The following is a 26992-nucleotide window of genomic DNA, read 5'->3' on the forward strand; positions in this document are numbered from 1 at the left end:
CATGTTTATCGTGTAGTTGCTTGGCGCGCGGCGCGGCTACACCGCGCCATTGCTTGTGACAGTTGCGTAAGTCCTGTCCCTAATTGGGAAGGGGGAAAATTTAAAGCCTCTCTCGTTGTAAAAGAGAGGTTTTCTAAATACCGTAAAAAGTAAAGCATTATGGCAACCTCGAAATAATCGCCTCCCAGGTTTTAGCATTTGTCCAATAAGCACCGTGGGAACGGGGAAAAGGTTGTCTGCTATCCACTCGCACATCCTGCACTCTATCAGGGAAAATATTCTTACCCACGTAACTGAGAAAATCCCGTAAATCGTAGATATTCAACCATTGCGGGAAATGCTCTGGCAATAACTGTCCATATTCTAAGCTGTGGAGGGCGTTAATCTCATATAAAAATGGTGCTTGGGAACCAACTGTTACCAATAATTCCACCTGAGACAATTGCTGCTGCACTAGCAAATCTACACAAGCGATACCTCCCAAACTATGGGCGATTAAAACTACTGGCGGTTCTGCTTCTTCGATTTGTTGCTTGATAAACTCCCTAATTTTTTCACCCCGCGTCAGATACAACAAAATATCACCAGGCATAGGCGAAATTTTATCAGTTAACTCCAGGCGGTTTCCTCTGACATAATTTGTTCCGCCGTACTGTGCTAATCCCACAAGTGGCTTTAATAACCAGCTACCCAATCCTAACTCCGCCTCTCCGAAAGCCAGAGTCAGCAATTCCACAACTTTATCCCGCAATTGGGCATCAGTGAGTATTGGAGGAAATTTTTCTTGCAGTTCGCTAATAAACATTGCTTGAGCCACAACTGCTCTAGCTATTGGTGCATAATACTCACTCAAATCAGCTTCGGAAACTGTGAGCAATGCCCGTTGATATGGTTCACTGTGGATAATAGCCTCTCGTGCTTGCCCAAATACCTTTGCAATTCCCGCCTCTTGCAACTTAGCTTGCAGTTCCAATGTCGGAGTGAGACTGGCTACACGAGATTGTAAAACATCTCCTGGTTCTTCCCCAAAGGGATTTCCTGACTCAATCGGTTTCAAAGACAACAGCCGCAACTCATACAGAGGGTCGCGGTATAATTGCCCCCACAGTACAATCTCTGCGTCTTCTTCTCCTTGAGATAAAGCTAGTGTCGCATCTTCCAAGGGTACTGATGCTCGATTATCATTGAATTTTGCACCTAATACACCCCAAAGGCAGGGAGCAACTTTAATATCAGGACGTTGAGCGTGAATCTTTTGCTCAATTATCTGAAAAGTTTCCTTGTATTCTCGTTCCCTAATGCCTGTGCCATGTACAAATATTACAGTGGTCAAGTCGCTTCGCTCCAATTAAAAATTAAAAATTATTAATTAAAAATTGCAAGATGCTCTCTACGAGACGCTGCGCGAACATGGGAGAGGTTTCCTCCTGTCTCTGGTCACTGATCGTAGTCGAAGTGCTGCCTCTTTCATTTCACCACCTCCACCACTACCACCACCAAAAGAGCTAATTGGTCACTGAGCGTAGTCGAAGTGCTGCCTCTTTCATTCGCTTTGTTTATTAAATACTTCTAAAATCTGCCGGCAAATTTGTTTGAGCTTATCCTCAATTTCACCAGAAGGCGAAGATACGCCGACAACACTCCAGTTTTCCACCGTAGAAAGTCGCCACGCTTCACCGCGATGATCGAATCCAGCTACCTCCACGCCGATCGCCCGCCGGGAATTATTGATGGGATCTTGATAAAATCGGATTTGAATCAAAATACTTCGACTTCGCCAAGATTTGCTAATACCAGGAAAGTGAAAGCCAATATCTATAGAATCTGGATCGACTAACTCCCTGGTTTCCGGGTCATTCTTCCAGGGTTTGAGATCGGATTTGGCATCAGGAAACTCAGATTTGAACAAATTAACCACTGTAGCAATGTTGCTGGCGAGTTCAAGGTTCGTTGCCTGTTCAGCTGCGTTCACTAAAAAACACTCCTATATTGCGTCGGCATCTTCAAGGATGTGAAGACAGAAAAACCGCCAGAAGGCTTATATTATTGGTGTTTCAGCTTATCAAGACATTTAAGATTTAGCAACTCTAAATCATACTTCCCTAACAATCTTCGTTACTAAATAGAAGCCAAAAATCGCTTCTTCTTGGGACTGGTTAACACCTATTAAGTAATTGTACTTAAAAATTACTCAAAAGCAGATGAAACTCTGCTCTTTAAAAAAAATATCAAGATTTTCTGCAAAATCCTTGGCTGACAAGAACGATTAACTGCGCTAGCGATCTAAAATGACACTGTGAATCGGTAAACAAAAAGCAATTAAGTTCAATATATGGTGCGTCAACGCTCGATTTTTTCATTTTTTCTAGTACTATTGGCCACATTCCTGATTAGTTGTGGTGGCCCTGGTGTTGCGGTGGCACCTCCGACTTACACAGCAGTACAACTTGAAAAAATTCAGGCTTATGTTCCTGAAATTCAGGCTGTGCGCGATCGCTCACAAGAGTTGACAACCCTGATTAAAAGAGGTGATTGGATCAATGTGCGTAACTTTATACATGGGCCTATAACAGAAGCAAGGCTGAATCTGACTTATGTCACTTCCAACCTTCTACCCAAAGACCAACCCAAAGCACGTCAAATAACGCGAGATTTGTTTAACGACCTAGTTAAACTCGATAAAGCTACTAGTGCTGGCAATCCTCTAGTTGCCTTGAATCAATCCCAAGCTGCTTTTGCAGAGATTGACAATTTCCTCCAACTGCTTCCTAAGACCAACAGTGAAGCAGAGGCAAGTTAAGCGCAAGGTAAGATGAGCAAAGGGGATGAGGGAACAAGGAGGGTAAAAATTGCTCCCCCTGTTCCCTCATCTCCCGCATCTCTCGATCTTCGCTTCAGAACAGCAATGAGTCATGTAGTTATTATCGGTTGTGGCGTAGTTGGGGCTGCGATCGCTTACGAACTGAGTCTAGTAAAAGGGCTGAAAATTACAGTTTGCGATCGCCAACTACCAGCACAAGCTTCGACGGGCGCTGCACTTGGCGTTTTGATGGGCGCAATCAGTCAAAAAATCAAGGGTAAAGCTTGGCAGATGCGGCAAACTAGCATCCAACGCTATGAAACTTTGATTCCTGAACTAGAAGCTGTAACAGGTCGCAAAATCCCTTTTAATCGTCAGGGAATTCTCCTGCTTTTGCCTGATTCCTCCCTAGAGGGGATGTCAGCATGGGAAAAACTAGTAGAAATTCGCCACTCTCAAGCCTGGAATTTAGAAATTTGGGACACGGCTAAACTCCAGAATATCTGTCCTCAAATTAATAACGAAAAAATTACTGGTGCTGTCTATTCTCCGCAAGACCGCCAGCTCGATCCAACTGCCCTCACCTTAGCTTTAGTTGAAGCTGCCCAGCAAAATGGTGTAACTTTCAAATTTGGCGTGACTGTTTTGGATGCCCCAACCTCAACACCTGAATTTTGCAATCAACTAGAGACTACAGAAGGAAAAATAACCGCAGATTGGTTTGTAATCGCAGCAGGATTAGGTTCAACACCTCTAACAGCAAAATTAAATCAAATAATTGATATCCGCCCCGTGCTAGGGCAAGCATTGCAAATGCGTGTGGGGCATCCATTAGGTAATCCCGACTTTCAGCCAGCGATAACGGGTAACGATGTGCATATTGTTCCTGTGGGCAGTGGAGATTATTGGGTAGGCGCAACAGTGGAATTTCCCACCAATGGAAATGAGATACCGCCAAATCAAGAACTATTGGAATCAGTTAGAGAACAAGCGATCGCATTTTGTCCAGAGTTAGCCACAGCAAGCATTCTCCGAACTTGGTCGGGGTTACGTCCCCGCCCTGAAGGTCGTCCAGCCCCAGTTATTGGTAAATTACCAGGTTTTAGTAACGTCCTCCTAGCTACCGGACACTATCGCAACGGCGTTTTACTAGCACCCGCTACAGCTTATGCGATTCGTGAGATGATTATCTCTCAGGGAATGGGGGGATGAGGGAGCAGCACTTCGACTACGCTCAGTGACCGAGGAGCAGAGGAGAATAATAATTCCTGACAAATGACCAATGACAAATGACAAATATAGGAAAATAGCGTGTCAATAACAGAACATAAAATCAATGTAGATTCACTGGAATGGTTTTATCGAGAATCTTTACCAATCGGCAGAAGTGACTTAGCGCCTGTGTTGTTGCTACACGGCTTAGTTTCACAAAGTTATAGCTGGCGTAATATTATACCTGCTTTGGCGAATCAAGGGACAAGAGCGATCGCACCAGATTGGATTGGTTACGGCAATTCTTTCAAACCAGAAAAACGAGATTTTGCTTATACTCCTGATGCTTTTATCACAGCTTTAGAAGGATTTGTTAAAGCGTTAGAACTTGAACACTTTTCTTTAGTTGTCCAAGGATTTTTAGGTTCTGTAGGATTACAATATGCGTTGCGTCATCCAAAACAAATTGCCAATATAGCTATTTTAAATACACCAATTTCAACTGCTGCAAAATTACCCTGGAAAATTAAACAAATGGGTTTACCTTTAGCAGGTGAAGTCATGACCCAAGACCCCTTATTAGTCGATCGAACGCTAGAAGGCGGAAGCCGTTATCGCATAGGAGATAAGGATTTGGATGTTTATCGAAAACCATTTTTAAAAAGTTCTTCGTCTGGTCGAAGTCTCTTAGCAAGTATTCGCAATTTACAGCTTGATTCAGCTATGACCGAAATACAAACTGGCTTTAAAGAATGGCAACAACCAATTCTGATTCAATGGGGTATGATTGACCCTTGGCTACCTGTAGACATTGCCGAAACCTTTACCAATTCCGTACCAAATACCGAATTAATAAAACTTAATAACGTCGGACATTATCCTCAAGAACATTACCACGAGGCGATTTTGGAAGACCTTTTACCTTTTGTGCGTCGTAAAGATGCTCATTGACAATATAGCTTTGGCAAAAATCGATATTATAAAAATGAATGTCAAAATTCAGGAGTCAGAATTCAGAATTCAGGAGTCAGAATCAATTAGTAAAGGGTGCAAAATTATCACTGTAGTCCACTAAATGGAAAATTGAGTGGCAGAATTAAAATGTTTTTTCTTGTTAAAACTCATCCTTTAATGGGTGGAATATTCTGAATTCAAAATTCTGCCTCCTGACTACTTTTTATTACCATTACAAGTAGAGGAGATTATGATTCATGGCTTATTCATGGTTTAAAGCCTTTCATATTGTCGGATTTGTAGTTTGGTTTGCTGGTTTATTTTACTTAGTACGTCTTTTTATCTATCACGTTGAAGCGAACGAAGAACCTGAACCAGCACGAACGATACTGAAAAATCAGTATCAAATTATGGAAAAGCGCCTTTATTCTATCATCACTAACCCAGGAATGTTTGTGACGATCGCAATGGCCATCGGTTTAGTAACCACTGAACCGGACGTTTTAAAAGAGGGTTGGTTGCATATCAAACTGCTGTTTGTGGCTATTTTAATTGGCTATCATCATTACTGCGCTCGGCTGATGAAGAAATTAGCAGTAGATGAGTGTCGCTGGAGTGGTCAGCAATTACGTGCTTTAAATGAAGCACCTACAGTTATGTTAGTAGCGATCGTCCTGCTGGCTGTGTTTAAGAATAATCTACCTACAGATATCGCTGCTTGGGCTATTTTCGCCATGATTATTTTGATGGCAGTCACTATTCAACTTTACGCCAAAAAACGCAGGCAAGATAAAGAGAAATTGACCGCACAAATAGGGCAACCACAAGAACAAAGTTAGACAAACTAAGGTAGCACATCTGTGCTACCTTACTAAAGGTTGCATCACAACAACAAATGCTACCAACTAACCATTACCTCATCCTCGAAACTTTACAGTAAATCATCCCCAGGAATCACGGTAGTGTAGAAAACATATTTGCGATTAGCGACATAACGGCGGTCTTGTTTAACAATCGCCATAAATTCTCTATGTCCCTCACGAGTACGTCCCACTAAACAACCCGCGCTAGCAAGGCGAATATCATTCCGGGGAAAATCAAAGCCGTAGTGTTGATTCACATAAAAATCATCACCTATATCAAGTTTGTCACCAGTCCGTTTAAAATCTTTGTTGAAATCTCTACAAACAGTTATATCTCCAACTTGCACTAATGCTTCGTGAGGCTCTGCTGTACCGTGAGTACCAACAGCCCAAGCTTTGTATTGTCCAAACTGAATCCTAGCTGCTCCTTTGGGATTCATCGGATTATAAGTGTAGTACTTTCCTGGTTCTGTAGTTGCTTCCCAGTGGTCTACGATTTTGGGAACACCATTTACTACTTCAATGACAATCCGCCGATCGTTAAATTCATTGGGTGTATCACTGTTGAGAGTCCAATCTGCATCTATACCCTCTACATAAACAATGTTGTATTCTTTGGGATTAGTAAATACCTGATAACCTTTGGCTAGCATATATTTCACAATCTTACTAGCGATGTCATTACCTAGTTTTAAAGGAGGTTTAGGAAGATCGTCTATTTTGGTTTCAATTAGTTTCTTGGCTGTGTCTGCTGCTAAAAAGCCACTCTCTTCAGCCTTGGTTAATTCTTGAAATTTTTTGAGAGCTATCACAGAAACAGGGCCAAACTTACCATCGGCTGGAGGTTCTAGCAAACCTAAGCCGATTAACAATATCTGAATCTGACGAGACAAGTCTGCATCATCAGCGATCGCCTCAAATCCCCACTTCTCATCTTTTCCCAAAAAATCTTGTAGTTTCATTATGCACCTGCTTTCATTTACTTACTTCTAAGTATAAACATCATTTAAAAAATTGACGTTGTTTGAAATAATACTTCTGGCTTAAATTTTCTGTCATATTTTTTACTATTAATTTATGATTCAGCACACAAAAATTCACAGAAGTTATACTGAATAAAAAACTATTTATTGAGAATATATATTAATTTTTTTTGGAAGATTTAGAAGATATATAGCAATCCGATTTGATTTCTGTTCGCGCAGCTTGGTGTAGCCATACTTATTTGCGTAGGAGGCAATAGGCACTCTTGCAAGAGACTAAATACTTTTTATATTTTCACAACTACCATAAATCTACTTGATTAAATAGCTGTATTATGTAAGTTAATTTGTCCAATATAAAAGCCCAAACGAAAAAGATTAATTTAACGTGAGTCCGACGGATTATATAGTATCTGTTTAATCAGCCTAATAAAAATTACTTTCATATCATCTCTGTTTGATTACTTATTAAATCCAAAGAACCTCCTCCCCGGTCTTTGGGTGGGGAGGGACTTTTGCAAGAGGTTTATTGGCTTAAAATCCAATTTCAATGGTCAAACTGCGAATCTTTCCTGTATCTCCGTTAGCTTTATCTGCAACTTCAAGAGTCCAGGTTCCTTGAGGACTTTTACCTTTAAAGGCAGCAAGCTTAGGGGTGTTTACCTCGTCGTAAGTTGTTTTGATATTATCTGTAACTCCGCCTTGGCGATCGTGCAGAATTATGGGAAGTACGCCTATTTGCACTGGGGGAAGGAGAGTAACCACAAGATCCCCAATATAAGTATGCTCGATGTCTACATTAACTTTGATGGATTTGAGGAGAGTGGTATTAGCGATCGCCACCGATAATGTTGATGTTTGCAAGTCGTTAATTGGGATATCTTGGACTGCTTGGAATTTGCTGATGGGTGATGTTTGCGGTGGCTTGGCCAATTCTACAGCTTTGAGAGCATTGATTCGACCATAACCGTAGAAGGGGCTGCGACCACTAGCATCATATTTACCTCCAGATGGATCGATGCGATCGCAGGAGCGTTTAATAATATCTCGCACTTCATCCCAACGCAGATTTGGGTTTCTGGCAAGAATCAAGGCTGCTACACCTGCTGCACCTGGGCAGGAACTGGAAGTTCCGCCAAATTCGTTCGTATAGTTACCTAAAGCCTCACCAAGATTTCGATTACCCGAATTATAACCAAGTACACCAGAGCGATCGGTTGTCCAAATTCCAGTAGTTTGAGAACTATCACCATTGTTACTAGGGAAGGCGCACCAGACAGCCTTACCAAAGTCACTGTAAGCGCTTCTCGTGCCGTAGTCGTTACAAGCTGCCACTGCAATCACCTTCTGGTAGCTGGCGTAGCCGTCGTTATCGACGCTTTCGTTACCATTGCCAGCTGCGAATAAAATTACACAGCCCTTGCCATTACGTCCTTTATTGATTGCAAAATCCATAGCAAGTCGTGTGGAATCAGGCAAAGGTACTTTTTGGTTGTGTGCAGGATCGTCTGGCTCAAACCAAGTACCGTCTGCTGGTCCCCAACTGCAAGAAATAACATCAGCACCATTTTGAGCCGCCCAAACAAAAGCATCTGCTTCATCTTGCGATCCCAGCGCCGAAGCCAAACGAATCGGCATGAGCTTTGCACCCGGTGCTACACCAGATGCGCCAAAGTTACCATTTGCACAAGCTACTCCTGCACAAGCTGTGCCGTGGTTATTGTCATTTCCCGGTCTGGGATTGTTGGTTTTACGTGTAACATCACGGGGGGCAACAATCTTGCTAGAAGAACGGAACTCTTCATGATCGAGATCCACACCGTCGTCGATAATTGCAATAATTGTTCCAGTACCATCGCTCAACTTCCAAGCTGCCTCAACGTTGGCGTGGGCGTTGATAATCTTACCATTAATTGTTGTTTGCTTTAAGTGCCACTGTTGCGGAAAAATCTGACGCTGGCGTGATTCACGCGCTAGTTCAGGATGGCACAGTTCAACTGATTCCTCATTCAAAAGTCTCTCGGCGATATCAAAGACGGCTATACCAGTATTTGCAGGGGCACTGACAAAATAAGCATTTCGTGCGTATTCAAGTTGGCGTTTAATTGTTAAGTTGTAACGTCTTAAAACCTCTTGGCACACCCTTGGCTCTTCTTCGCTATCAAATTTAACAAAAATGTTTTCAGTGTAAACTACAGGTTGTTGGGATACTGGATCGATTAGAACACGTCCGGCAAATTGGACTTCAGACTCATTGTTGAGAATTTCACGGGCGCGATCGCGCAAAGCAACACCCTGATTTGGAACTTTCGCTTGCAAAATTTCTACACCCGCTTGTCGAAACCGTGTTGTTAACTCAAATTGATTGAGGATACTACGAGCTATGGGTGATACAGGTGCAACTTCAAAGGATCTTGCACCGACAAGAGTGCTGCGGCTTTCGGTACGTACTACAACGTGTTCGTTACTAATACCAAATTCATACTGTTGGCCGTTCTGTCCACCATAGCGAACCTGAACCATTGTTTAATCTCCTAAATATTTTGAAAATTGGGAATTGGGTATTGGCAAACCGGATTATGCCTTACTTTTAAAGCTTGCTGTACCCATCGTAGGCTTACGTTTACTTTATTGATGCTTCTGATTTCATGTGTTATATGTGTATTACGATACAGAATTTAATCTATCTAAGTTCATACAAACTTTCGATTAGTCTTTCCAGAAAAGAGAGGATTCAAAATCGGTTGTTTTAAGAATCTTCACTATCGGTAGGGGCGTATAACTGTGGATCTTGATGAAAAAAATGTATTTCATGCCACCGAAAAACGCTATAAGATCATTAGAACTTAAAAAAGATGTTTTATTTTCCGGTTGAGTATTTTCTACAGGTGTACTCTCTACCCCTGCTTGCTGAAGTGAGATTGCAAAAAGACTATTTTTCTGAGTATCCTCAACAAATTCATGTTAGTAGCAATGGCTACGACGGGTTACGCCTACGCACAACTGTATCTTACAGTCGTAAACCTGGGTACTATGCAGTACATTACAATCAACCTAGCACTGTGACAACAGGAGCAATTTTACGACTTAACGACGGTGCAATTGCAGTTTTTTCAGGCGAACCCAATCAATCAGAACAGGGTATATTGAGTCCGATTTATACACTAGAATCTAATGGTTCTTTAGCAGTACCCACTGGACTAGTTTTTATCCGCTTTGCTGAAGGTGTTGATGTGAAATCGCAACGCGAGGTAATTAATCGAGCGGGTTATGAAGTAGCAGAAAGCCTTTCTTATGCGCCTCATACTGCTTGGTTGCGTGCTAAATCAGGTAAGATTGTTGATGCGATCGCAGGAATTTCTCAGTTAGAAGCGATCGCTAATGTTGAGAATGTCGAACCTCAAATGCTGAGGGAAAGAAGTTTAAGATAAATAGCAAATTATACATATTAGAGATATTCTTACTTCTAAGTTGACGGTAATCTAAGTACCATACTTCACTATTGCCTAAATCTTTTTTGATTGAATGACTAGATTTATCCATGACCAATTTGCAAAAGATTTTTTGGAAGAATTACTAAAACCTTATGGAGAAGTGCAAGGTTCTAGCCGTGTGGCGGGAGAATGAATTAGAAGCACTACCATCAAATCATCCATTTCGCAGAGCAACGCTAGAATTACTTTATAACTTGCGACAAAACTTACAAGTTAATCAAAATTCAGAAGAAGACGATCGGGAGTTAATTATGCGATTAAAACCACTTTATCAACAAGACCGAGAACAAGCTGTACAACAAGGTGAACAACGTCTAATTATACGTCTATTAAATCGCCGTTTTGGTGAGATTGATTCATCTACTCTTGAGCAAGTTCAAGGATTATCTATTGAACAATTGGAGGCGTTAGGAGAGGCTTTGTTAGACTTCTCAAAAATTGCTGAGTTAGAAGCTTGGTTCAACCAACAAATTGAATAAATCTAGTCTGTAAATCAATTAAACAAATTTTATTTGAAATTGCGCTTTATTCGTGTAGAGGCAAGTCATGAATTACCCTTACAACTGAAAGGAGAATACTAACCAAAACTTTGAACAACGTACATATCATTTCCTGTATCGCCGACTAAAAGCAAGCTGCTGTCATCACTTTCTAAGTTCTGACTACCAGCAATACCCTTTTGCAGAACTTTAATTATTCTTTGGGGAGTAAAAGATTCTAATTCCACAAACTTTCCAGATTCTAACCATGCTAATTCTTCAGCAGCTAAACTTTGACGTACTTCTTCAGGCAATTGTTTAGCTGCTTGCGCCGACTCTGGAGAGGATTGAATGAACATTCCGCGCTTCGTAGCGATAATTTGACGTGGCGTTAGTCCAATATCAATAATCACAATTTCGCTATTGAGAAACCAATTAGCATTGGTTCTTAAATTATGAACTAAACCAATTCCTTGGGGATTGCAATCATGTATTGCATAGACTTTCAAATCGGGATTGCGCCGCAGCATTTGCATTGTGGTGTCAAAAATGCTTTGGGGATATCCAGTAATGCTAAGAATTGCACAGTTGTTTTCAAAGTGAAAATTATTGGCAATTAATAGTTGAGCAATACTAGCAGTATCACAAACGACTAATCTATCAAAACTGTAAGCTGTTACGTCAGGATTAATCGTGGCTGGTGTATTTTCCTGCTTTGGTGAAGGAAGAATTTTGAGAATGGAACCATTTATTTGCTGCCAGCGATTTAGCCAATCGTTAATCTGAGATTCAGAAATTAAAAAGTCTTGTATTAATAATTGAATTCGCCCTAGCTGTCGAGTTCCTAAATATATAGGTAGCATTCCCATAGCAACAAAAAACGCAAACAATCTGAATGAATTTAAGGGAAGACTGAGTAAAACTCCGATAAAAATGATTATTCCTCCTATAATTTGTAAATTTTTTGCATTCTGTTTACGACTTACAATATTGAACTTAGCTGACTTACTACTTTCATGAAAAAAAATAATAAATGCTAGATTTACTACTAGAGGTAGAAAAATCGTTATTGATGTAACCAAGTTAATAAATATAAAAGGAATTAACCAGCTAAATCGTGAAATTGACTTTGAGCTTTTTTTTAAACGATTATCTAGAAAATAAAGCAGTTGCTTGGGGGTAAAAAATAAAGTGTTATTTGCAGAAATATCAGCGATCGCCTTTGCAAAAAAAGGATCGGTAATCTGAACATTACTCATACTGGTCGGTTCAAAGGCAAAGAGATGATTGCATTTTACACACCGACCTTGATTAGCTGTCCGGTCTTTTAGTTTATTGTCGGTTCCGCAGTTAATACACTTCATAATGATTGCTAAATGTTATTTATTAATTGTTAGTCGATACGGTTGAGATCGGGCTTGATCCCCCCTAACCTCCCTTAAAAAGAGGGGAACTATCAAGAATCTGATTTGTTAGCAAAACACTGTAGTCTTCTCGCTGACGAATCAGGCGGTGTGTACTATTTTCTAGCAAGACTTCCGCAGGTTTGGGACGGTGTAAAAAGTGAGACGACATTGCATAACCATAAGCACCGACATCTAAAATGGCAACGATATCACCAATTTCTAGTGTCGGGAGTTGGCAATTTTTCCCCAGATAATCTCGTGAATATGTGGTGTTACCACAAATATCAGTTGTGGATAGATTGTCTGCTTGTTTCCAAGTGATGATTTCTCGGTAGCCGCCGTGTACTGAGGGTACTGAAAGATTAGCAACGGTGGTATCAACTCCAACAATCTGTTTTTCTCCTTGCCATTTTACAGAGACAACTTGAGCAAGCAAAGTTGCACATCCAGCGATCGCACTTCGTCCTGGTTCAATCACCAAATCAATTTCCCGTCCTAAACGAGTAATTCTCTCGGTTAACTCAGCCCCAAATATTTCCCAGTCAAAGGCTGTTTTGTTGTGGTGATAAGGATAGCCAAAACCACCACCAAAATCTAAATATTCCCAATCTGGTAACTGTTGTGCTGTGGCGATTACCGTATCAATCACCTCGGTGAAAGCGGCTGTGGCGTTAGTTCCCGTTCCTCGATAGAAGTGTAAACCACTCAGCTTTAATCCCACCTCAGCAGTTAAAGCGATCGCATCACCAAATTCTTCTGGACGTACACCAATGCGGCTATCTCCGGTAATTTCCGGCAAATTGAGACGTAAACCAAGACGAATATTTTTCTCTCTGCGTTTGAGGAAAACTTCGCAGCACAACTGTAATTGAGCAAGGCTATCGAGATTGAGTGTTGTAACTCCCCAATTTAGGACTTGTATCATCTCAGCCTGATTCAAATTACTGCCACTATAAACAATCTCACTAGGATCGAAACCAGCTTGCAATCCTAAATAAATATCTCCTGGCGTATTGGCGTGAAGTCCCCATCCAAAGGAGCGAAAAATTTTTAACAGCGCAACGTTGCCATTAGTAACACTGGCAAACCGAAATTGCGTGCGGGGATAACTGACTGCTTTGCTAATCCGCTCAATAGTCTCGCCCAAGCGATCGCCATTATAAACATAAAGCGGAGAACCGTAGTTATTTAGTAACTCCTCGGCAAGTTCTTTAGAGAATGGAAGATTAAGACGATTTTGAGTTAAATTATTTGATACCATTTACCAAAAATACTGATACAGTAAACTACGAATTACGAACTTGTATTGAGCGACTTGCCCTGAGTTTCGACTACGCGGTAATCGAGCGAAGTCGAGATTCAACTACCGGGCAGCCGAAATATTACGAATTACGAATTATTTTGTATTTTCTCCATAACCAACGATTTAACCAAAAAGGATGATCCCAAGATTGTCTACTTTGTTTTTCATTTAAAATGTGCGATCGCCAAAGTTGCCACATAATCAGCAACCAGAGTGTTTCACCAATCCGCCGTCCTTGAATAGCTGCTCCTAGTTTGCCTTCAACGATTTGTGCCGCAATATGAGGATAAAAGTGATTGTTGGCGCGAAGTATCTCAGGATTGAGCCAGATGCCGAGCTGATGCCAAAAATTATTTAAACACCAAGAAGTCAAAGGAACCCCCATACCCCGCTTTTGTCGCCAGACAATTTCTGGCGGAAGCCAATTTTCTACAGCCCGTTTGAGGATATATTTTTCACAGGCTCCCTGCAAACACAGTTCTCCAGATAGGCAAAATGTCCACTCAGCTAAAGGTAAATCACAAAAAGGCGATCGCACCCACAACCCATGAGCAAACCCCAATGCAGTCGCACGGGGATGGATATTCTGCGCTCCTTTGAGCATCAAACTGGCACGGCGGAGGCGATGCAGCAAAGATGGACACTCATTGCAATCTAAAGCTGCCAATAGCCAATCTTCAGGATGCAAATTTTGGATCTGTGCATAAACCTCTGGCTGATAAACTTGAGATTCGTATCCCCCAAGACGGTGAAAGGTGCGGAGATATTGCTGGATAAAAGTTTCCTCTCCGGTGGGATTTTCTGCTTGATAAACACCTGCGGCAATTAAAGGTTTGTTTGTCCAACCGGCAAACAATTGATCTCCACCTTCACCATTAAAAATTACCTGAGTTTCCTGACTCGCCCTCTGAGATAGAAGATACAAAGGCACACACACCCCATCACCAAAGGGCAAATCTAATGCTCGTACAGTCGGAATTAAGGCATTCTCGATCAAACTTGGGGTTACTGCAACTTTAATTAGCGGAATTTTGAGAAACTGGGCGACTTGTTCAGAGTATGGATATTCTGGAATGCCTGCGTCACAAAAATCTAAAGTGTAGGCGCGGACTTTTACCCCTGCTTGTACCAGCAGCGCCGCTACCACCGAAGAATCAAGTCCGCCAGAGAGAAACACCCCGACAGGCTCATCTTTTAAATCGGTAATCTGTCGTTCAATGGAGCCTTTCAGGAGAGTTTGCAATTCGGTAATAGCTGTAGCTTCATCTGTTAACTGTTCTGGTGCTTCCCGCCAAGAGTGGATTTTTTTAGATTCAGGCGATCGCAGCTTACCTGATTGGCGATCGCTCTGCCATACTAATTCAGTTCCCGCCGTCACTGCAAACACTCTATTAACAGGAGTCAAGGGTGTCGGAACGTAGGAAAAACAGCTATAGCCATATAAGCCAGAAATGCTAACTTCTGACTGTTTCAAAATAGGTAAAAGTAGTTGCAGTTGGGATGCAAACCAGACTACTTGTCCTTGCACAGTCCAATACAAAGGCACTTTTCCGAAAGGTTCTCTTCCCAAAATTAGACAGTTGTTTTCCTGAAGACTTACCCAAGCATCGGGTGAACTCAATAATCCTGATGCGGAGATGGCAGCAATTTGATTTTGTGGCGGTGGGGAATTTCCATGAATTGCTAAATGAACAACATTCCAGATGGGAGGAGAATAATCTTCCTGTACAGAAAACTGACTTTTCAGACCTAACCCCCTAACCTCCTTCTCTACCAGGGAAGGGGGAAAATTCAAAGCCTCTCCTCTTGTAGGTGAGAGGTTTGGAGAGAGGTTTTCCACGACACTAGTTAACAGCGCTTCTAACTCGTTTTGAATGCCGTAACCCCAATAGCCAAGAAAGTTATGCGGGATATTATTACCCATCTGGACTATTTAACTTCAAAAGTTTCATCGCTAATCTGCCGACCTTCCAGGAACATTTGTACCTTCCAATTACCGACAGTTGCAGTCGAGTTTATAATGTTGCGACATTGAGTATCCCAAACAGACGTATTAATCTCGCGGGTTTGATAGTTATTTTGCTTGACAATTTGACCGCTTGGGTCAATCCAATTACAGGAGAGAGCCAGCTTTTTGCCCAAGGGTGCATTCTTTAAGGTGACACGATACAACACTTCTGGATTGGTTTGGCGGGAAATTGTCTTTACGTCGCTACTATTTTCTACCAAGGTGATGCGGTCTTGTTGAGCAGAAACACGGGAAAGTACAGAATTCTGCTGTTGCATGAAAAATATTGTAGATGCAATGACTACCACTACAACTGCTACGACTCCAAAGGTAATCCATCGATTCCGGCGTTGCTGTAGCTCTAGTGCTTGGCGACGATTTAATTGAATCAGTGCTTCATCTAGTAACTCAGGCGGTAAATTCAACTCCTGTAAAATTTCTCTAATCTGCTGTTGGTCTAGTTCGGCATCCCGACGCACTTGCAGATTTTCTACTTCTGTGACTATTTGTGATAATTGCTCTTGAGTCAGTCGCTGCGTCATAGCTTAACTCCTGTTATATGGGCAATAGGGAATAGGGAATAGGGAATAGGGAATAGGGAATAGGCAATAGGCAATAGGGAATAGGGAATAGCAATAGGCTATGGGCTATGGGCAATAGGCAATCAGTCTTTTCGAGTTGTACGTAATTTTTTTACGCAATCAAATACGAGTCCTAATATTAGACATCTCACTTTTGTAGGTACATCATAAGCTACAAAATTAAGTTGTTGCTTTTCGGATTCTTTTTAAGATACTCTTGCTCTCTGTTGCTTCCCTACTCTCTCATTGATGCCCTATTACAGACGTGATTAATCGTGTCTCTTGCTATTCCCTGGGAAAATTCGCAACAATTCGACAACCAGCGCCCGGTTTACTGACAATTTCTAGCTGGGCGTTTACTGTAGCCGTTCGTTCTCGCATTCCTTGGAGTCCGTATCCTGCCACGGCTTGATCGGATTGAAAGCCTTTACCGTTATCTTGGAGTATCAACGATAGCCCTGCCGCCGTTGTTTGAATTCTAATTTGAACAGCTGTGGCATTGGCGTGTTTATAAATATTGGTTAGCCCTTCCTGGATAATCCGATACACAACATGATTTACTGAATCGGAAAGCGGTTGTGATAAATCAATCTTGCAGTATGGTAAGACATCGGTGAGGTGATAGAAGTCCTCTGCAAGGTTGGCGATCGCACCTTCGAGTAATTGTCCGTGCAGGGGATCTGAGCGAATTGCCGAAACTGATTCCCGCACCTCTTGCAAAGCTTCGGAACCCAATTTTTTCGCTTCTAATAAAAATGATCGCGCTCGATTGGGATCAACTTCCCAAAGTGTTAGTGCTGTTTCCATTTGCACATTCAGCGCTACGAGAGAATGTCCTAAAGAGTCATGAATATCACGCGCAATCCGATTGCGTTCTTCAAACGCCACCATTTCCTCAATACGTTGATTCAGCGCCTTCTGATAGTCGAGCGATCGCCTCAGTTCTGCTTCTGTCTCCTGCAACCGACGATTTTGCTCCTGGAGTTGCAGTTGTAAGCGGCAAAGTTTAAGTTGATGCTCCATCCGAGCAAGCACCTCCTCAATCTGATAAGGTTTGTTAATAAAATCAACGCCTCCAACCGAAAAGGCTTTCACTTTATCAAATACCTCATTCAAAGCACTAATGAAAATGACGGGAATCTCTTGTGTTTGGGGATTAGACTTGAGACGCTCACATACCTCATAGCCATTCATTCCCGGCATATTAATATCGAGCAAAATTAAATCTGGAGGTTGAGCCTGTATGCCAATCAACGCCATAGAACCATTGGTGACACTTCTCACTTCGTATCCTTGCTCGGTAAGCATTGCTGATAGGAGACGAAGATTATCCAAGGTGTCATCAACTATGAGAATATCTCCCTTGGCTGATTGGCTTAATTCCATACTTCTTAAAGGTCTAAAAAAATTGTCAACTATCAACCTACTGATAACATATTCTACATAAATTATCGATTATAAGTAATACAAAATTTCATCGACGTAACAAATCTATTGATGATATTTGTAATTGTAACTGTGCTGATTATATTATTGGCTTTATATCCGTTTATCTACTTAAATTATGTTGATTGATAGTAATGAAAAATAAGTTTAATACGTAATACTTTTTACTTTTAACTGCTTTCAATAATTTTTTCAAAATTTTAAAATCAAGCTATAACCTTGTTATTTACTGTTGTTTAACCTTGAATATAAAAGTTTTCAATATTACCCAAAAGGGTAATATCATCTGAGACAGCTCATATTCTATAATTATGCTGATAAAATTCATCAAAATTAAGAAGCTTCTGAGTCAATATTCGTACCCCAAGATCGCTGTTTAATTTCAGGAGTTCGGATATGCATCCTCTCACCCTTCAAGTTTCAAAGCTGACTAAAAATGTGCATTTGCGCCACATTCTAGTAGTGCCGTTTATACTGCAAATTTCTCTAGCCGTAGGGTTAACTGGGTGGCTATCGATACAGAATGGGCAACGGGCAGTCAATGAAGTTGCAATCCAACTCCGTAATGAAATCACCGCTAGAATCCAGCAGTACCTTCAAATATATGTTGAAACGCCTCATAAAATCAATCAACTAAATGCTAATGCTATTCAATTGGGTGAAGTTAATATCCAAAAATTATCAACATTAGAACAACACCTTTGGTATCAGCTAGAAACCTTTGACACGGTGACGGCAGTTTATGTTGGGTCGCAATTTGGAGAACATGTTGCGGTTGAAAGAACAGAAGATGGTCGCTTTCAGGTGAAACTTTCAGGGGAGTCCACGGGGCATGAAATTCGGATTTATGCCGCAGACCAACCGGGACATTACACTAAACTTTTAAGATCCAAGCCTAATTACGATCCGCGAACTCGTCCTTGGTATCAATCGGCAGTAAAGTCTAAGACAGCTAACTGGGGGGGAATTTATAAACTGTTTGCCACACCCAAATATGTGCTAAATGCTAGTTTACCCATTTACGATAATCGTGGCAATCTGCAAGGCGTGGCAGCCGTAGATTTTTCACTGACTGGGATTAGTCAATATCTGCAAACTCTAAAAATCGGGCGAACCGGCGAAACCTTTATCTTGGAACGCCAAACAGGATTTCTGGTTGGTAGTTCCGCAACTCAAGAACCTTACGTAATTGAAAATCCCACAGCCCCAATTACAGAACAGAATCCGATTCGAGTTCAGGCAATCGCCAGCAACGATATTTTGACGCGGCGCACTGCTGAATATTTGCAGCAACGCTTTGGAAACTTAACCCATATTATCGAAAAACAACAACTAGATTTTGACATTGGGGGTCAACGGCAATTTTTACAGATTGTACCAATGAAGAATCAGCAGGGGTTGGACTGGCTGATTGTTGTGGTTGTTCCAGAAGCAGATTTCATGGATCAAATCAATGCGAATACTCGCACAACAATTGTGCTTTGTCTAGGTGCATTTGCACTCGCAACCGGATTGGGTATTTTTACAGCTCGCTGGATTACACAACCGATTCTGCGACTGGGAAGTACGGCAAGAGCGATCGCAGCAGGAAACTTAGACCAAAAGGTTTCTGTTAACAGTACAACCGAGTTAAACTCTTTGGCAGAGTCTTTTAACCAAATGGCGCATCAGTTGCGTGAATCTTTTTTAGCCCTAGCGCAAACCAACGAGGAATTAGAAAGCCGAGTCACGCAACGCACCAAAGAACTCGGTGAGAAAAATGCTCAACTTCAGCGAGAAATTCGCATTAGCGAAGCTGCCCAAAGGGGTCGCCAAAAAGTAGAGGCGGCACTAAAAACATCCGAAGCAGAACTCCGATTAATGTTCGCTGCCATGACTGATATGGTAGTAGTTTTTGATGCCGAGGGCCGTTATCTAAAGTATGTGCAAACAAAGTATGTGCTAACACAATCCTTCGCTTACAAACCTGACATAGATCGTGTTGGCAAAAAAGTTCATGAAGTTTTACCTAAAGAAATCGCCAATTTAATAGTCGATGCGATTCAGCAAGCCTTGCATCTGAGAGAAGAACCCAGAAACCCTGATGGAAGTCGCAAGAATGTTTTTGTTGAATACCATTTGTCAATCAAGAATCGAGAAACTTGGTATTTAGCTAGTGTTTCGCCATTATCTGACAACGCAGTACTTTGGGTTGCTCGTGATATTACCAAGCTGAAAAAAACCGAAGCCGCACTCAAGCAAGCCAAAGAAACCGCAGATGCTGCCAACCTTGCTAAAAGCCAGTTTCTCTCCAACATGAGCCATGAACTGCGGACTCCTCTCAACATCATCCTTGGCTTTACTCAATTGCTGCTGCGGAATCGATCGCTTAACTCGCAGCAACAGGAATATCTTGACACGATCAACCGCAGTGGCGAAGACTTACTGACCTTAATCAATGATGTGTTGGAAATGTCCAAAATTGAAGCAGGTCGAATCACCCTCAACGAAACAAATTTTGACCTCTACGGGCTTTTGGATCGACTCCAACAGATGTTTGCTTTGAAAGCCCAATCGAGAGGATTAAAACTTATTTTCGAGCGATCGCCTACGATTCCCCAATACATCTGCGCTGATGAAAGTAAATTGCGCCAAGTTTTGGTTAATCTATTAGGAAACGCAATTAAGTTTACCCAAATTGGTGAAGTAACTTTGCGGGTAGAAACTCTTAACCAAAACATCACACCAGATGAACCGATCACTCTGAACTTCAGCGTCGAAGATACGGGTTGCGGTATTGCTGACTCTGACTTTAGTCGCTTATTTGAGGCATTTGTCCAAACAGAGGCGGGACAAAAAGCTCAGGAAGGTACTGGACTTGGATTACCCATCAGTCAGCGATTTGTGCGGCTCATGGGCGGAGATATAAAGGTGAATAGCACGATAGGAAAAGGCTCGATTTTTACATTTGATATCCAAACTCGTGCAGTAATTATGGATATCTTACCAATGCCGAAACCGAGTCAGCAAGTTATCGGTTTAGAAAAGGGACAACCCAGCTATCGGATTCTGGTTGTTGAGGACAAACTGGAAAATCGGCGGCTTCTAGTTGAGTTGTTAACTCCCATTGGTTTTGAGGTGCGCGAGGCAGTAAATGGTCAAGATGCGATCAACCTTTGGCAAAGCTGGTCGCCTAACTTGATTTGGATGGATTTGCGGATGCCAATCATGAACGGATTTGAGGCAACCCAACACATTAAAGCAGCAGGTGTTCCAGCCCCGGTGATTATCGCGTTGACTGGAAGTGCATTTGAAGAAGACCGCTTAAGTGCGCTATCCGTTGGCTTTGATGACTTTGTGCGTAAGCCATTTCGGACGAGCGTCATTTTTGAAAAGATGGCTGAATATTTGGGTGTTCGCTATGTTTATACTGATGAATTGGAAAATCAGCAAAAAGCATCTTGTGCTTCATCCTTGACACCGGATTTATTAACAGTTGCAGATTTAAGCGTAATGCCCAGCGACTGGATTGAGCAACTCTATCAAGCGGCGCTCCGAATCAATGCTAAGGAAGTTATGATGCTGATTAGGCAAATTCCTGAGCAGCACGATCGCCTTATCCAGGCGCTGACTAATCTTGTAGACTCCTTTAGTTTTGAAGAAATTATCAAATTAACCAATCATTAGGGAAAGCAGCACCGTGGGGGATTCCCCAACTTGAAGCAACTGCCATTTAGAAATGTGAATTTTATTGAAGACTTTCCGCCACGGCATGGTGGCAATTTTCTTGTTAATTGAGGTAATCAGAATCTTGGAAGTCACAGAAGTTAAAGTTCGACCTTATCACTCAGATGATGAACAACAGGTTATCGAGTTATGGCATCAATGCAATTTGGTTGTCCCTTGGAACGACCCGAAACGCGATATCGACCTAAAGTTGCAATTTCAGCCACATCTGTTTTTAGTAGCAGCAAAAAAGAGGCTCATTGTTGCCTCAGTTATGGTTGGCTATGAGGGACATCGCGGTTGGATTAATTACTTAGCTGTATTGCCAGACTATCAAAGACAAGGTATAGGTAGATTGATGATGAAAGCTGCTGAAGCTGAATTAAAAAAGCTAGGCTGTCCAAAAGTGAATTTACAAGTGCGGTCTTCTAATAAGTCTGTCATTGCTTTCTATGAAAAAATTGGGTTTATAGATAGCAATGTTATCGGTATGGGTAAGTCGCTGTAATTATATTATTTGCGCGTACAGTATTATACTCTTTTTTACTCTTCACTTTTGTTTAAGTCCCGATAATAAAAGAACCCCACCCCAACCTCCCCGCTCTTCGGGAGGGGAGACAAAGCACAGCTTTGGCGGGGTGGGGTTCTTCGGGTTTAATTTTTCTGAATTGATACTGAACTATTTAAAAATATATTTTTGAGTTCAGAAATCTTATCGGAGTTGCTTTTTTTCCACTCTTCCCATGCATTTTGAATAGCTTTTTTTTGTTCTTGAGTTAGCTGCCAAGAAAGTGGAGGATTAATTTCATTACGAGGGAATTTAATCGGTATATGTACAATTTCTACTCCTTTTTGACAAGATTTATCTTTCAAAAATTTCAGCATTTCTTCCGGCTTCTCATGCTTGTAGCCACATTTATACTTGTCTGTCAAAAGTTCAATATTTAATGTATTGCCTTCGTTCTGCGTAGAACTACGAACTTTTAATAAAGCGAGCAATGAACCAATAACTTCCATTTGCCATCCAGGAGCGCCTTTTTCTTCTTGAAGATTCTCATTATCAGGAAAAGCATTAATTTGGATTAAAATAACTTTTTTGATGTCCTGAGATTGTTGAGATTCTAGTAGTTTATCGAGTAATTCTATGCTAGTGCCAATACCAAAATTGTCGAAGTAACCACCATCACCTATATGATAATTCCATGTAGTTTCTTCACTTGGACGACACACCGGAGATACATAAGGGAAAGTGGCAGATAATCTAGCGGCTGTTGTCACATCAATATCATATTCTGGATAAAGGGTATTAAAATCTACAGACCTGCAATCTTTGTGCTTACAAAAACTCATTGGACTAACTAAAAAACGCCGTCCATCTTCAACTAAAGTTGCATTAAAAATCGGAATAGGAATAATTCCTCGATCAATTTTCTGACTCCAGCTAGCTAAACTTTCATTGGGATTTTTCATTTCCCCTTTCCAATCTATTTCGATAGCAGTACCACGGTCTTGCTCAGTTGCGGTATCATCATCTTGCTCTTTTGGAATGACAAAAGGTAAACCAATAAAACGAAGTAAATCTGGATAAGCAAATCCCCAACCTGTAGCATCCAAACTATCTTCTGTAGCACTTTTAAAAATCTGTTTTAATTGGTTTTCTTCTGGATAACCTTGCTCTCCAAATCTATCCAAATAAAACATTGTTCCGACGGAACCACCAGAAACCGAGCTTATCCAACCAATGGCTTTGGTAAATTCAGATCCAAGTTCTTCTTGTAAACCAGTCAAAACTTTAGTCGTCCATCCAGATGCTTGGATACCTCCACCGCTTGCACAAACCACTACTAAAGTTTTGTCTTCACTTTGCTGATTTTCCAGACGTTGAGAGATAACATCAATCCACTTTTCTTTGCTTGGTTTGAACCAGTTATCTGTTGAGTACATTTTGTAAAAGTGGTCTATTTTAAAAATAGCATAAGAAGCAGATGAAATTACTAAAAATAATAGCAATGTAGGAATCCGAGACACATCATTAAAGAAAGAAATCCCACCTACCCACACTACCATAATTGACAAAATGAGAGTGATATAAAAAAGAGCTGGAACTTCAAACCTATTACTAATTGGGCGAGGTTTAAAGACAAAATAACCTAAGCCATAAACAATTAATAAAAAGATGGAAAATACTGCTATTTCAGCGATCCCGTAAGATAAATTACCATTGGCATCTATATAACCCCTTTGTATTTTTTCTGGCAAGAAGGCAATTATTTTTAATAATACCTGTTCTAAAAGTTGATTAGATTCAAAAAACATCTTGGCAAAGTAATTTGTTACTAGCACCAAAGCTGCTGCAAGAACACCAAATATAATTCCCCAACCTTCCCAGGCATGATCTCCTTCTTTGATTTCTTTCTTAGAAAGCTGAGTTGCCTTTATCGCAATCGGAAGACTTAAGATAATAGCAATTAAATATTGGATATATTCTGGAATTCCTTGCTGCTGAGGTACATTAAAACGAAGATGGGAATTATACAAGATGATATCGAAAACTTGTATCGTAGCTAATCCTGCTAAAACTGCACCTCCGATAACTAAAACCAACTGATTATTAGCGCGAAGTACAAATAAGTTTTTCAGCATCGCTGATAAACCAGTATTTACTGAAATTGTTGGCAATAACAATAGCAACAAGCCAACAATTATAGGTACTCGGAGAAAGAAAATATATTGCAATACACTGTAGAAGTTTTGTAGCAGTAAACCCAGGAATGCTAGTCCTAACCACAAAACAATACCGTTAAAAACCTGTTGTCTTTTTTTCATGACAATAAATAAATATACAAAGAGTTAATTGTTTACATTGGCTTATATCTTGTACCCAGCTTTCATATTAATGAGAATCAAAGGGAAAGTAATCAATCTTCAAGCTGTTTTACTTTCCTTAATAACAGTTAATATTAGACGAGCAATATATAAGCCAATAAACTTTGATACACAAGGACATATCAAAATTCCGCAAAATTTATTATGAAGTTATATTTAGTGAAATATTAAATGGTGGTTAATATGTGATATGAGAGTCTAAAAAATTCAGTTGCTAAAGGCTGAGGAGTAGAAAATTACTAGTTATAAAGATAACCATTATTACACTAAGATTGCTTTGAGCCAATCTCAAGCACCTGAGATGCGATCGCTTTTACGGAATTTCTATTCTTACAAGCTGCTAACCACCGTCAAAAAATTAAAAATTAAGCTTCTAATAATGACTGAACGAGAAAACCTCCTTCAGCTTTGACACCAGGTAAAACAAAGAAATATCCACCACCAATCGGGCGAATGTACTCCTCCAAAGGTTCCCAAATCAAGCGATTTTGCACCGTCACAAAGCGAAAGCTCTCGATTCTCCAGATAATATTATCCCTATTTTTCAACCTCCTCACTCTCCTGAACTCAACCCAATTGAGCGGTTTTAGGAATTTATCAGGAGAATAGTAATATCCGATGCTGGGTTAAGCTTAATTGCGGAAATAGATCGAAAACTCCAAATTACATCACGCTTAGGAGAATATTTACAAAATTACTGGAAGTCAAATGAAATTGACTATTCAAGCATCTCCAACAATTGCGCCTCACTTAACTGTGTAATTCCCAATGAAACTGCTTTTTCTAACTTAGAGCCTGCATCTTCTCCTAAAACTAAATAATCTGTTTTTTTACTCACTGAATCAGTCACCTTTCCGCCAGATTTTTGAATTAAAGCCTTAGCTTCATCCCGTTTTAAAGTTGGCAATGTACCCGTAATTACAAAAGTTTTACCTGCAAACTTTTGATTACCATCACCAATTGTTTTTGTTTCTTCTGTGGCAGTTAATTGCAATCCTTCTGCTTGTAAGCGTTCTATCAACCTTTGGTTAGCGTCAATCCTAAACCACTGGTACACAGATTGGGCAATTTCAGCGCCAATACCGTAAATTCCTTCAATATCTGATTGCTTTGCTGCCGCTAACTGGTCTACAGTGAAATATTTCTGAGTCAATAATTGGGCATTCACACTGCCAACGTGACGGATGCCTAAACCATACAATACCCTTGACCAAGGTTGATTTTTTGATTGAGCGATCGCATCCACTAATTTCTCTGCCGACTTTTTCCCCATCCTTTCCAATGCAGATAACTTCTCTGTTGTCAACTCATATAAATCGGCAACGGAATGCACCAAACCTTTATCAACGAGTTGATATACCAGCTTTTCGCCCATACCTTTAATATCCAAGGCATCACGACTTACCCAATGTTCAATGGAACCTTTGAGAATTGCCGCACAGGAAGCATTGACGCACCGAGTCACCGCCTCACCTGATTCTCGCACCACCAATTGACCGCAGACTGGGCAATGGGTGGGCATAAGGAAGGGTTCGGTGTCAGCAGGACGGAGTTCTTTGATTACCCTCAGCACTTCTGGAATGATTTCCCCAGCTTTGCGGACGATGACAGTATCGCCAATGCGGATATCTAATTGAGCAATGCGATCGCTATTATGTAAAGTTGCACGGGAAACTGTTGTTCCCGCCAGCTGCACAGGGCGCATCTCTGCTAATGGCGTTAACGCCCCCGTTCTCCCAACATTTACAGCAATATTTTCCACACGAGTAGGTGCTTCTTCGGCTGGGTACTTCAAAGCGATCGCCCAACGGGGAAATTTCTGCGTAAATCCTAGCTGTTCCTGAAGTTTAAAAGAATTTAGCTTCACTACTACCCCATCAGTCATGTAGGGTAAATTCAGCCGTTCCGTGTCCCAGTATTCGTAATATTTTGCCACTTCTGCGATCGAAGCACAGAGTTTGTGTTTGGGGTTGACTCGAAAACCCATCTTTTCCAACAACTCCAACGCTTCCCATTGGGTATTAGCAATACTGGTGTCATCCCTACCAGGAATGTGCAAGGTGTAGCCAAAGAAATCTAAGCGCCGTTTAGCCACAATGCGGGGATCTAATTGCCTGAGTGTACCAGCTGCGGCATTGCGGGGATTGGCAAATAATTGCTCGCTGGCTTTTTGCCTTTCTTCGTTGATTTGTTTAAATACTTCCAACGGCAAAAACGCCTCGCCTCGCACTTCCACTCTTTCGAGAATTTCTAACCCTTCAAAATTCAAACGTAAGGGAATAGAGCGAATTGTCCGTACATTTTGGGTAATATCTTCACCCGTTACCCCATCACCCCTAGTTGTCCCTCTAACTAGAATGCCATTTTGGTAAGTTAGAGCCAAAGCAGAACCATCAATTTTTAGTTCGCTGACATATTCCACTGCATCTATTTTCGGTACTTGTCGCCGCCAACGCTGATCCCATGCTTGCAACTCATCAATATTGAATGCATTCTCCAGACTATACAAGGGGATATTGTGCCGCACCGAGGTAAACTGTGTTGCCGGTCTCTCACCCACGCGCTGAGTCGGACTATCGGGTGCTGTCAATTCTGGATATTGAGTTTCTAGTTGTTGCAATTCTCGATATAGCTGGTCATAGACTGCATCCTCCATGATTGGAGCATCTAGGACGTAATAAGCATAGCTTGCTTGTTGCAATAACTGGCGCAATTCTTCTGTGCGCTTTACTTCAGGCTTAATCTGTGTCATAAAATTATAAAATATCTAAGACAAGGCTAACAAATCATACATTTGTACTATACAAAATTTTGGCTTTTGAGCCATATCCCCCGCTACCTAATACTTGCATAGGGCGATCGCATCGCAAAC

General features: G+C 41.1%; 19 protein-coding genes and 1 pseudogene. 8 read left to right on the forward strand and 12 right to left on the reverse strand.

From position 1 onward, the window contains the following. Window positions 1-157 precede the first annotated feature (157 nt). Both RMX98_RS30255 and RMX98_RS30260 read right to left on the reverse strand, forming a co-directional pair. Complete coding sequence (locus tag RMX98_RS30255; protein WP_322677883.1) at window positions 158-1333, reverse strand: hypothetical protein; 1176 nt, start codon at window positions 1331-1333, stop codon at window positions 158-160. A gap of 210 nt (window positions 1334-1543) precedes the next feature. Further along, window positions 1544-1972 (reverse strand): hypothetical protein, encoded by a 429-nt coding sequence (locus RMX98_RS30260; RefSeq protein ID WP_322677882.1) that lies wholly within the window; start codon window positions 1970-1972, stop codon window positions 1544-1546. Between the two features lie 360 nt (window positions 1973-2332). Here RMX98_RS30260 and psbQ point away from each other — a divergent pair, with 360 nt between their 5' ends. The 4 genes from psbQ to hemJ all read left to right on the forward strand — a co-directional run bounded on the left by psbQ (window position 2333) and on the right by hemJ (window position 5805). Then, window positions 2333-2800, forward strand: coding sequence for a photosystem II protein PsbQ (gene psbQ, locus RMX98_RS30265; RefSeq protein ID WP_322677881.1), 468 nt, complete (start codon window positions 2333-2335; stop codon window positions 2798-2800). A 105-nt stretch (window positions 2801-2905) separates the two neighbouring features. After that, window positions 2906-4012, forward strand: a complete 1107-nt coding sequence (locus RMX98_RS30270) for an FAD-dependent oxidoreductase (RefSeq protein ID WP_322677880.1) — start codon at window positions 2906-2908, stop codon at window positions 4010-4012. A 99-nt stretch (window positions 4013-4111) separates the two neighbouring features. Continuing rightward, window positions 4112-4963 (forward strand): alpha/beta fold hydrolase, encoded by an 852-nt coding sequence (locus RMX98_RS30275; RefSeq protein WP_322677879.1) that lies wholly within the window; start codon window positions 4112-4114, stop codon window positions 4961-4963. 260 nt (window positions 4964-5223) lie between these two features. Further along, on the forward strand, window positions 5224-5805 hold the full coding sequence (gene hemJ / locus RMX98_RS30280) for a protoporphyrinogen oxidase HemJ (protein WP_322677878.1): 582 nt from the start codon (window positions 5224-5226) through the stop codon (window positions 5803-5805). Between the two features lie 92 nt (window positions 5806-5897). On the opposite strand, the gene RMX98_RS30285 is transcribed toward hemJ, so the two are convergent. Then, complete coding sequence (locus RMX98_RS30285; RefSeq protein ID WP_322677877.1) at window positions 5898-6791, reverse strand: peptidoglycan-binding protein; 894 nt, start codon at window positions 6789-6791, stop codon at window positions 5898-5900. Between the two features lie 555 nt (window positions 6792-7346). Further along, on the reverse strand, window positions 7347-9335 hold the full coding sequence (locus RMX98_RS30290; RefSeq protein WP_322677876.1) for a S8 family serine peptidase: 1989 nt from the start codon (window positions 9333-9335) through the stop codon (window positions 7347-7349). Window positions 9336-9700: 365 nt separating this feature from the next. On the opposite strand from RMX98_RS30290, the gene RMX98_RS30295 reads away from it, so the two are divergent. Both RMX98_RS30295 and RMX98_RS30300 read left to right on the forward strand, forming a co-directional pair. Then, window positions 9701-10243, forward strand: coding sequence for a hypothetical protein (locus RMX98_RS30295; protein ID WP_322677875.1), 543 nt, complete (start codon window positions 9701-9703; stop codon window positions 10241-10243). Window positions 10244-10437: 194 nt separating this feature from the next. Then, a pseudogene (locus RMX98_RS30300) lies at window positions 10438-10785 on the forward strand (DUF4351 domain-containing protein); the annotation flags it as partial. A 98-nt stretch (window positions 10786-10883) separates the two neighbouring features. Here the strand turns inward: RMX98_RS30300 and RMX98_RS30305 are convergent. The 5 genes from RMX98_RS30305 to RMX98_RS30325 all read right to left on the reverse strand — a co-directional run bounded on the left by RMX98_RS30305 (window position 10884) and on the right by RMX98_RS30325 (window position 17469). Continuing rightward, complete coding sequence (locus RMX98_RS30305) at window positions 10884-12149, reverse strand: hypothetical protein (RefSeq protein ID WP_322677874.1); 1266 nt, start codon at window positions 12147-12149, stop codon at window positions 10884-10886. Between the two features lie 64 nt (window positions 12150-12213). Beyond that, complete coding sequence (locus RMX98_RS30310) at window positions 12214-13452, reverse strand: decarboxylase (protein ID WP_322677873.1); 1239 nt, start codon at window positions 13450-13452, stop codon at window positions 12214-12216. Window positions 13453-13573: 121 nt separating this feature from the next. Beyond that, a complete protein-coding gene (locus tag RMX98_RS30315) occupies window positions 13574-15418 on the reverse strand; it encodes an asparagine synthetase B family protein (RefSeq protein WP_322677872.1) in 1845 nt (614 codons plus the stop codon). 5 nt (window positions 15419-15423) lie between these two features. Then, window positions 15424-16044: a DUF3859 domain-containing protein gene (locus RMX98_RS30320; protein ID WP_322677871.1), complete on the reverse strand. Its 621-nt coding sequence runs from the start codon at window positions 16042-16044 to the stop codon at window positions 15424-15426. Between the two features lie 324 nt (window positions 16045-16368). After that, the gene (locus tag RMX98_RS30325) at window positions 16369-17469 is read right to left on the reverse strand and encodes a response regulator (protein WP_322677870.1); all 1101 of its coding nucleotides are present in this window, start codon (window positions 17467-17469) and stop codon (window positions 16369-16371) included. Between the two features lie 456 nt (window positions 17470-17925). Here RMX98_RS30325 and RMX98_RS30330 point away from each other — a divergent pair, with 456 nt between their 5' ends. Next, window positions 17926-21195, forward strand: a complete 3270-nt coding sequence (locus RMX98_RS30330) for an ATP-binding protein (protein WP_322677869.1) — start codon at window positions 17926-17928, stop codon at window positions 21193-21195. Window positions 21196-21259: 64 nt separating this feature from the next. Further along, entirely contained in the window at window positions 21260-21742 is a 483-nt protein-coding gene (locus RMX98_RS30335) for a GNAT family acetyltransferase (RefSeq protein ID WP_322677868.1), read from the forward strand. 146 nt (window positions 21743-21888) lie between these two features. Here the strand turns inward: RMX98_RS30335 and RMX98_RS30340 are convergent, their stop codons facing one another. The 3 genes from RMX98_RS30340 to ligA form a co-directional block, all read right to left on the reverse strand. Continuing rightward, on the reverse strand, window positions 21889-24060 hold the full coding sequence (locus RMX98_RS30340) for a hypothetical protein (RefSeq protein ID WP_322677867.1): 2172 nt from the start codon (window positions 24058-24060) through the stop codon (window positions 21889-21891). A gap of 425 nt (window positions 24061-24485) precedes the next feature. Further along, on the reverse strand, window positions 24486-24668 hold the full coding sequence (locus RMX98_RS30345) for a Dyp-type peroxidase (protein WP_322677866.1): 183 nt from the start codon (window positions 24666-24668) through the stop codon (window positions 24486-24488). A gap of 170 nt (window positions 24669-24838) precedes the next feature. Next, entirely contained in the window at window positions 24839-26872 is a 2034-nt protein-coding gene (gene ligA / locus RMX98_RS30350) for an NAD-dependent DNA ligase LigA (protein ID WP_322677865.1), read from the reverse strand. Window positions 26873-26992 lie beyond the last annotated feature (120 nt).

This window comes from Nostoc sp. DedQUE02, assembly GCF_034531035.1.
Classification (GTDB): Bacteria; Cyanobacteriota; Cyanobacteriia; order Cyanobacteriales; family Nostocaceae; genus Nostoc.

Coding starts and splice junctions, on each gene's coding strand:
- RMX98_RS30290 (WP_322677876.1), bottom strand. CDS start 9,335: ATGGTTCAGGTTCGCTATGGTGGACAGAACGGCCAACAGTATGAATTT.
- RMX98_RS30310 (WP_322677873.1), bottom strand. CDS start 13,452: ATGGTATCAAATAATTTAACTCAAAATCGTCTTAATCTTCCATTCTCT.
- hemJ (WP_322677878.1), top strand. CDS start 5,224: ATGGCTTATTCATGGTTTAAAGCCTTTCATATTGTCGGATTTGTAGTT.
- RMX98_RS30340 (WP_322677867.1), bottom strand. CDS start 24,060: ATGAAAAAAAGACAACAGGTTTTTAACGGTATTGTTTTGTGGTTAGGA.
- RMX98_RS30270 (WP_322677880.1), top strand. CDS start 2,906: ATGAGTCATGTAGTTATTATCGGTTGTGGCGTAGTTGGGGCTGCGATC.
- RMX98_RS30320 (WP_322677871.1), bottom strand. CDS start 16,044: ATGACGCAGCGACTGACTCAAGAGCAATTATCACAAATAGTCACAGAA.
- RMX98_RS30315 (WP_322677872.1), bottom strand. CDS start 15,418: ATGGGTAATAATATCCCGCATAACTTTCTTGGCTATTGGGGTTACGGC.
- RMX98_RS30330 (WP_322677869.1), top strand. CDS start 17,926: ATGCATCCTCTCACCCTTCAAGTTTCAAAGCTGACTAAAAATGTGCAT.
- psbQ (WP_322677881.1), top strand. CDS start 2,333: ATGGTGCGTCAACGCTCGATTTTTTCATTTTTTCTAGTACTATTGGCC.
- RMX98_RS30285 (WP_322677877.1), bottom strand. CDS start 6,791: ATGAAACTACAAGATTTTTTGGGAAAAGATGAGAAGTGGGGATTTGAG.
- RMX98_RS30305 (WP_322677874.1), bottom strand. CDS start 12,149: ATGAAGTGTATTAACTGCGGAACCGACAATAAACTAAAAGACCGGACA.
- ligA (WP_322677865.1), bottom strand. CDS start 26,872: ATGACACAGATTAAGCCTGAAGTAAAGCGCACAGAAGAATTGCGCCAG.
- RMX98_RS30325 (WP_322677870.1), bottom strand. CDS start 17,469: ATGGAATTAAGCCAATCAGCCAAGGGAGATATTCTCATAGTTGATGAC.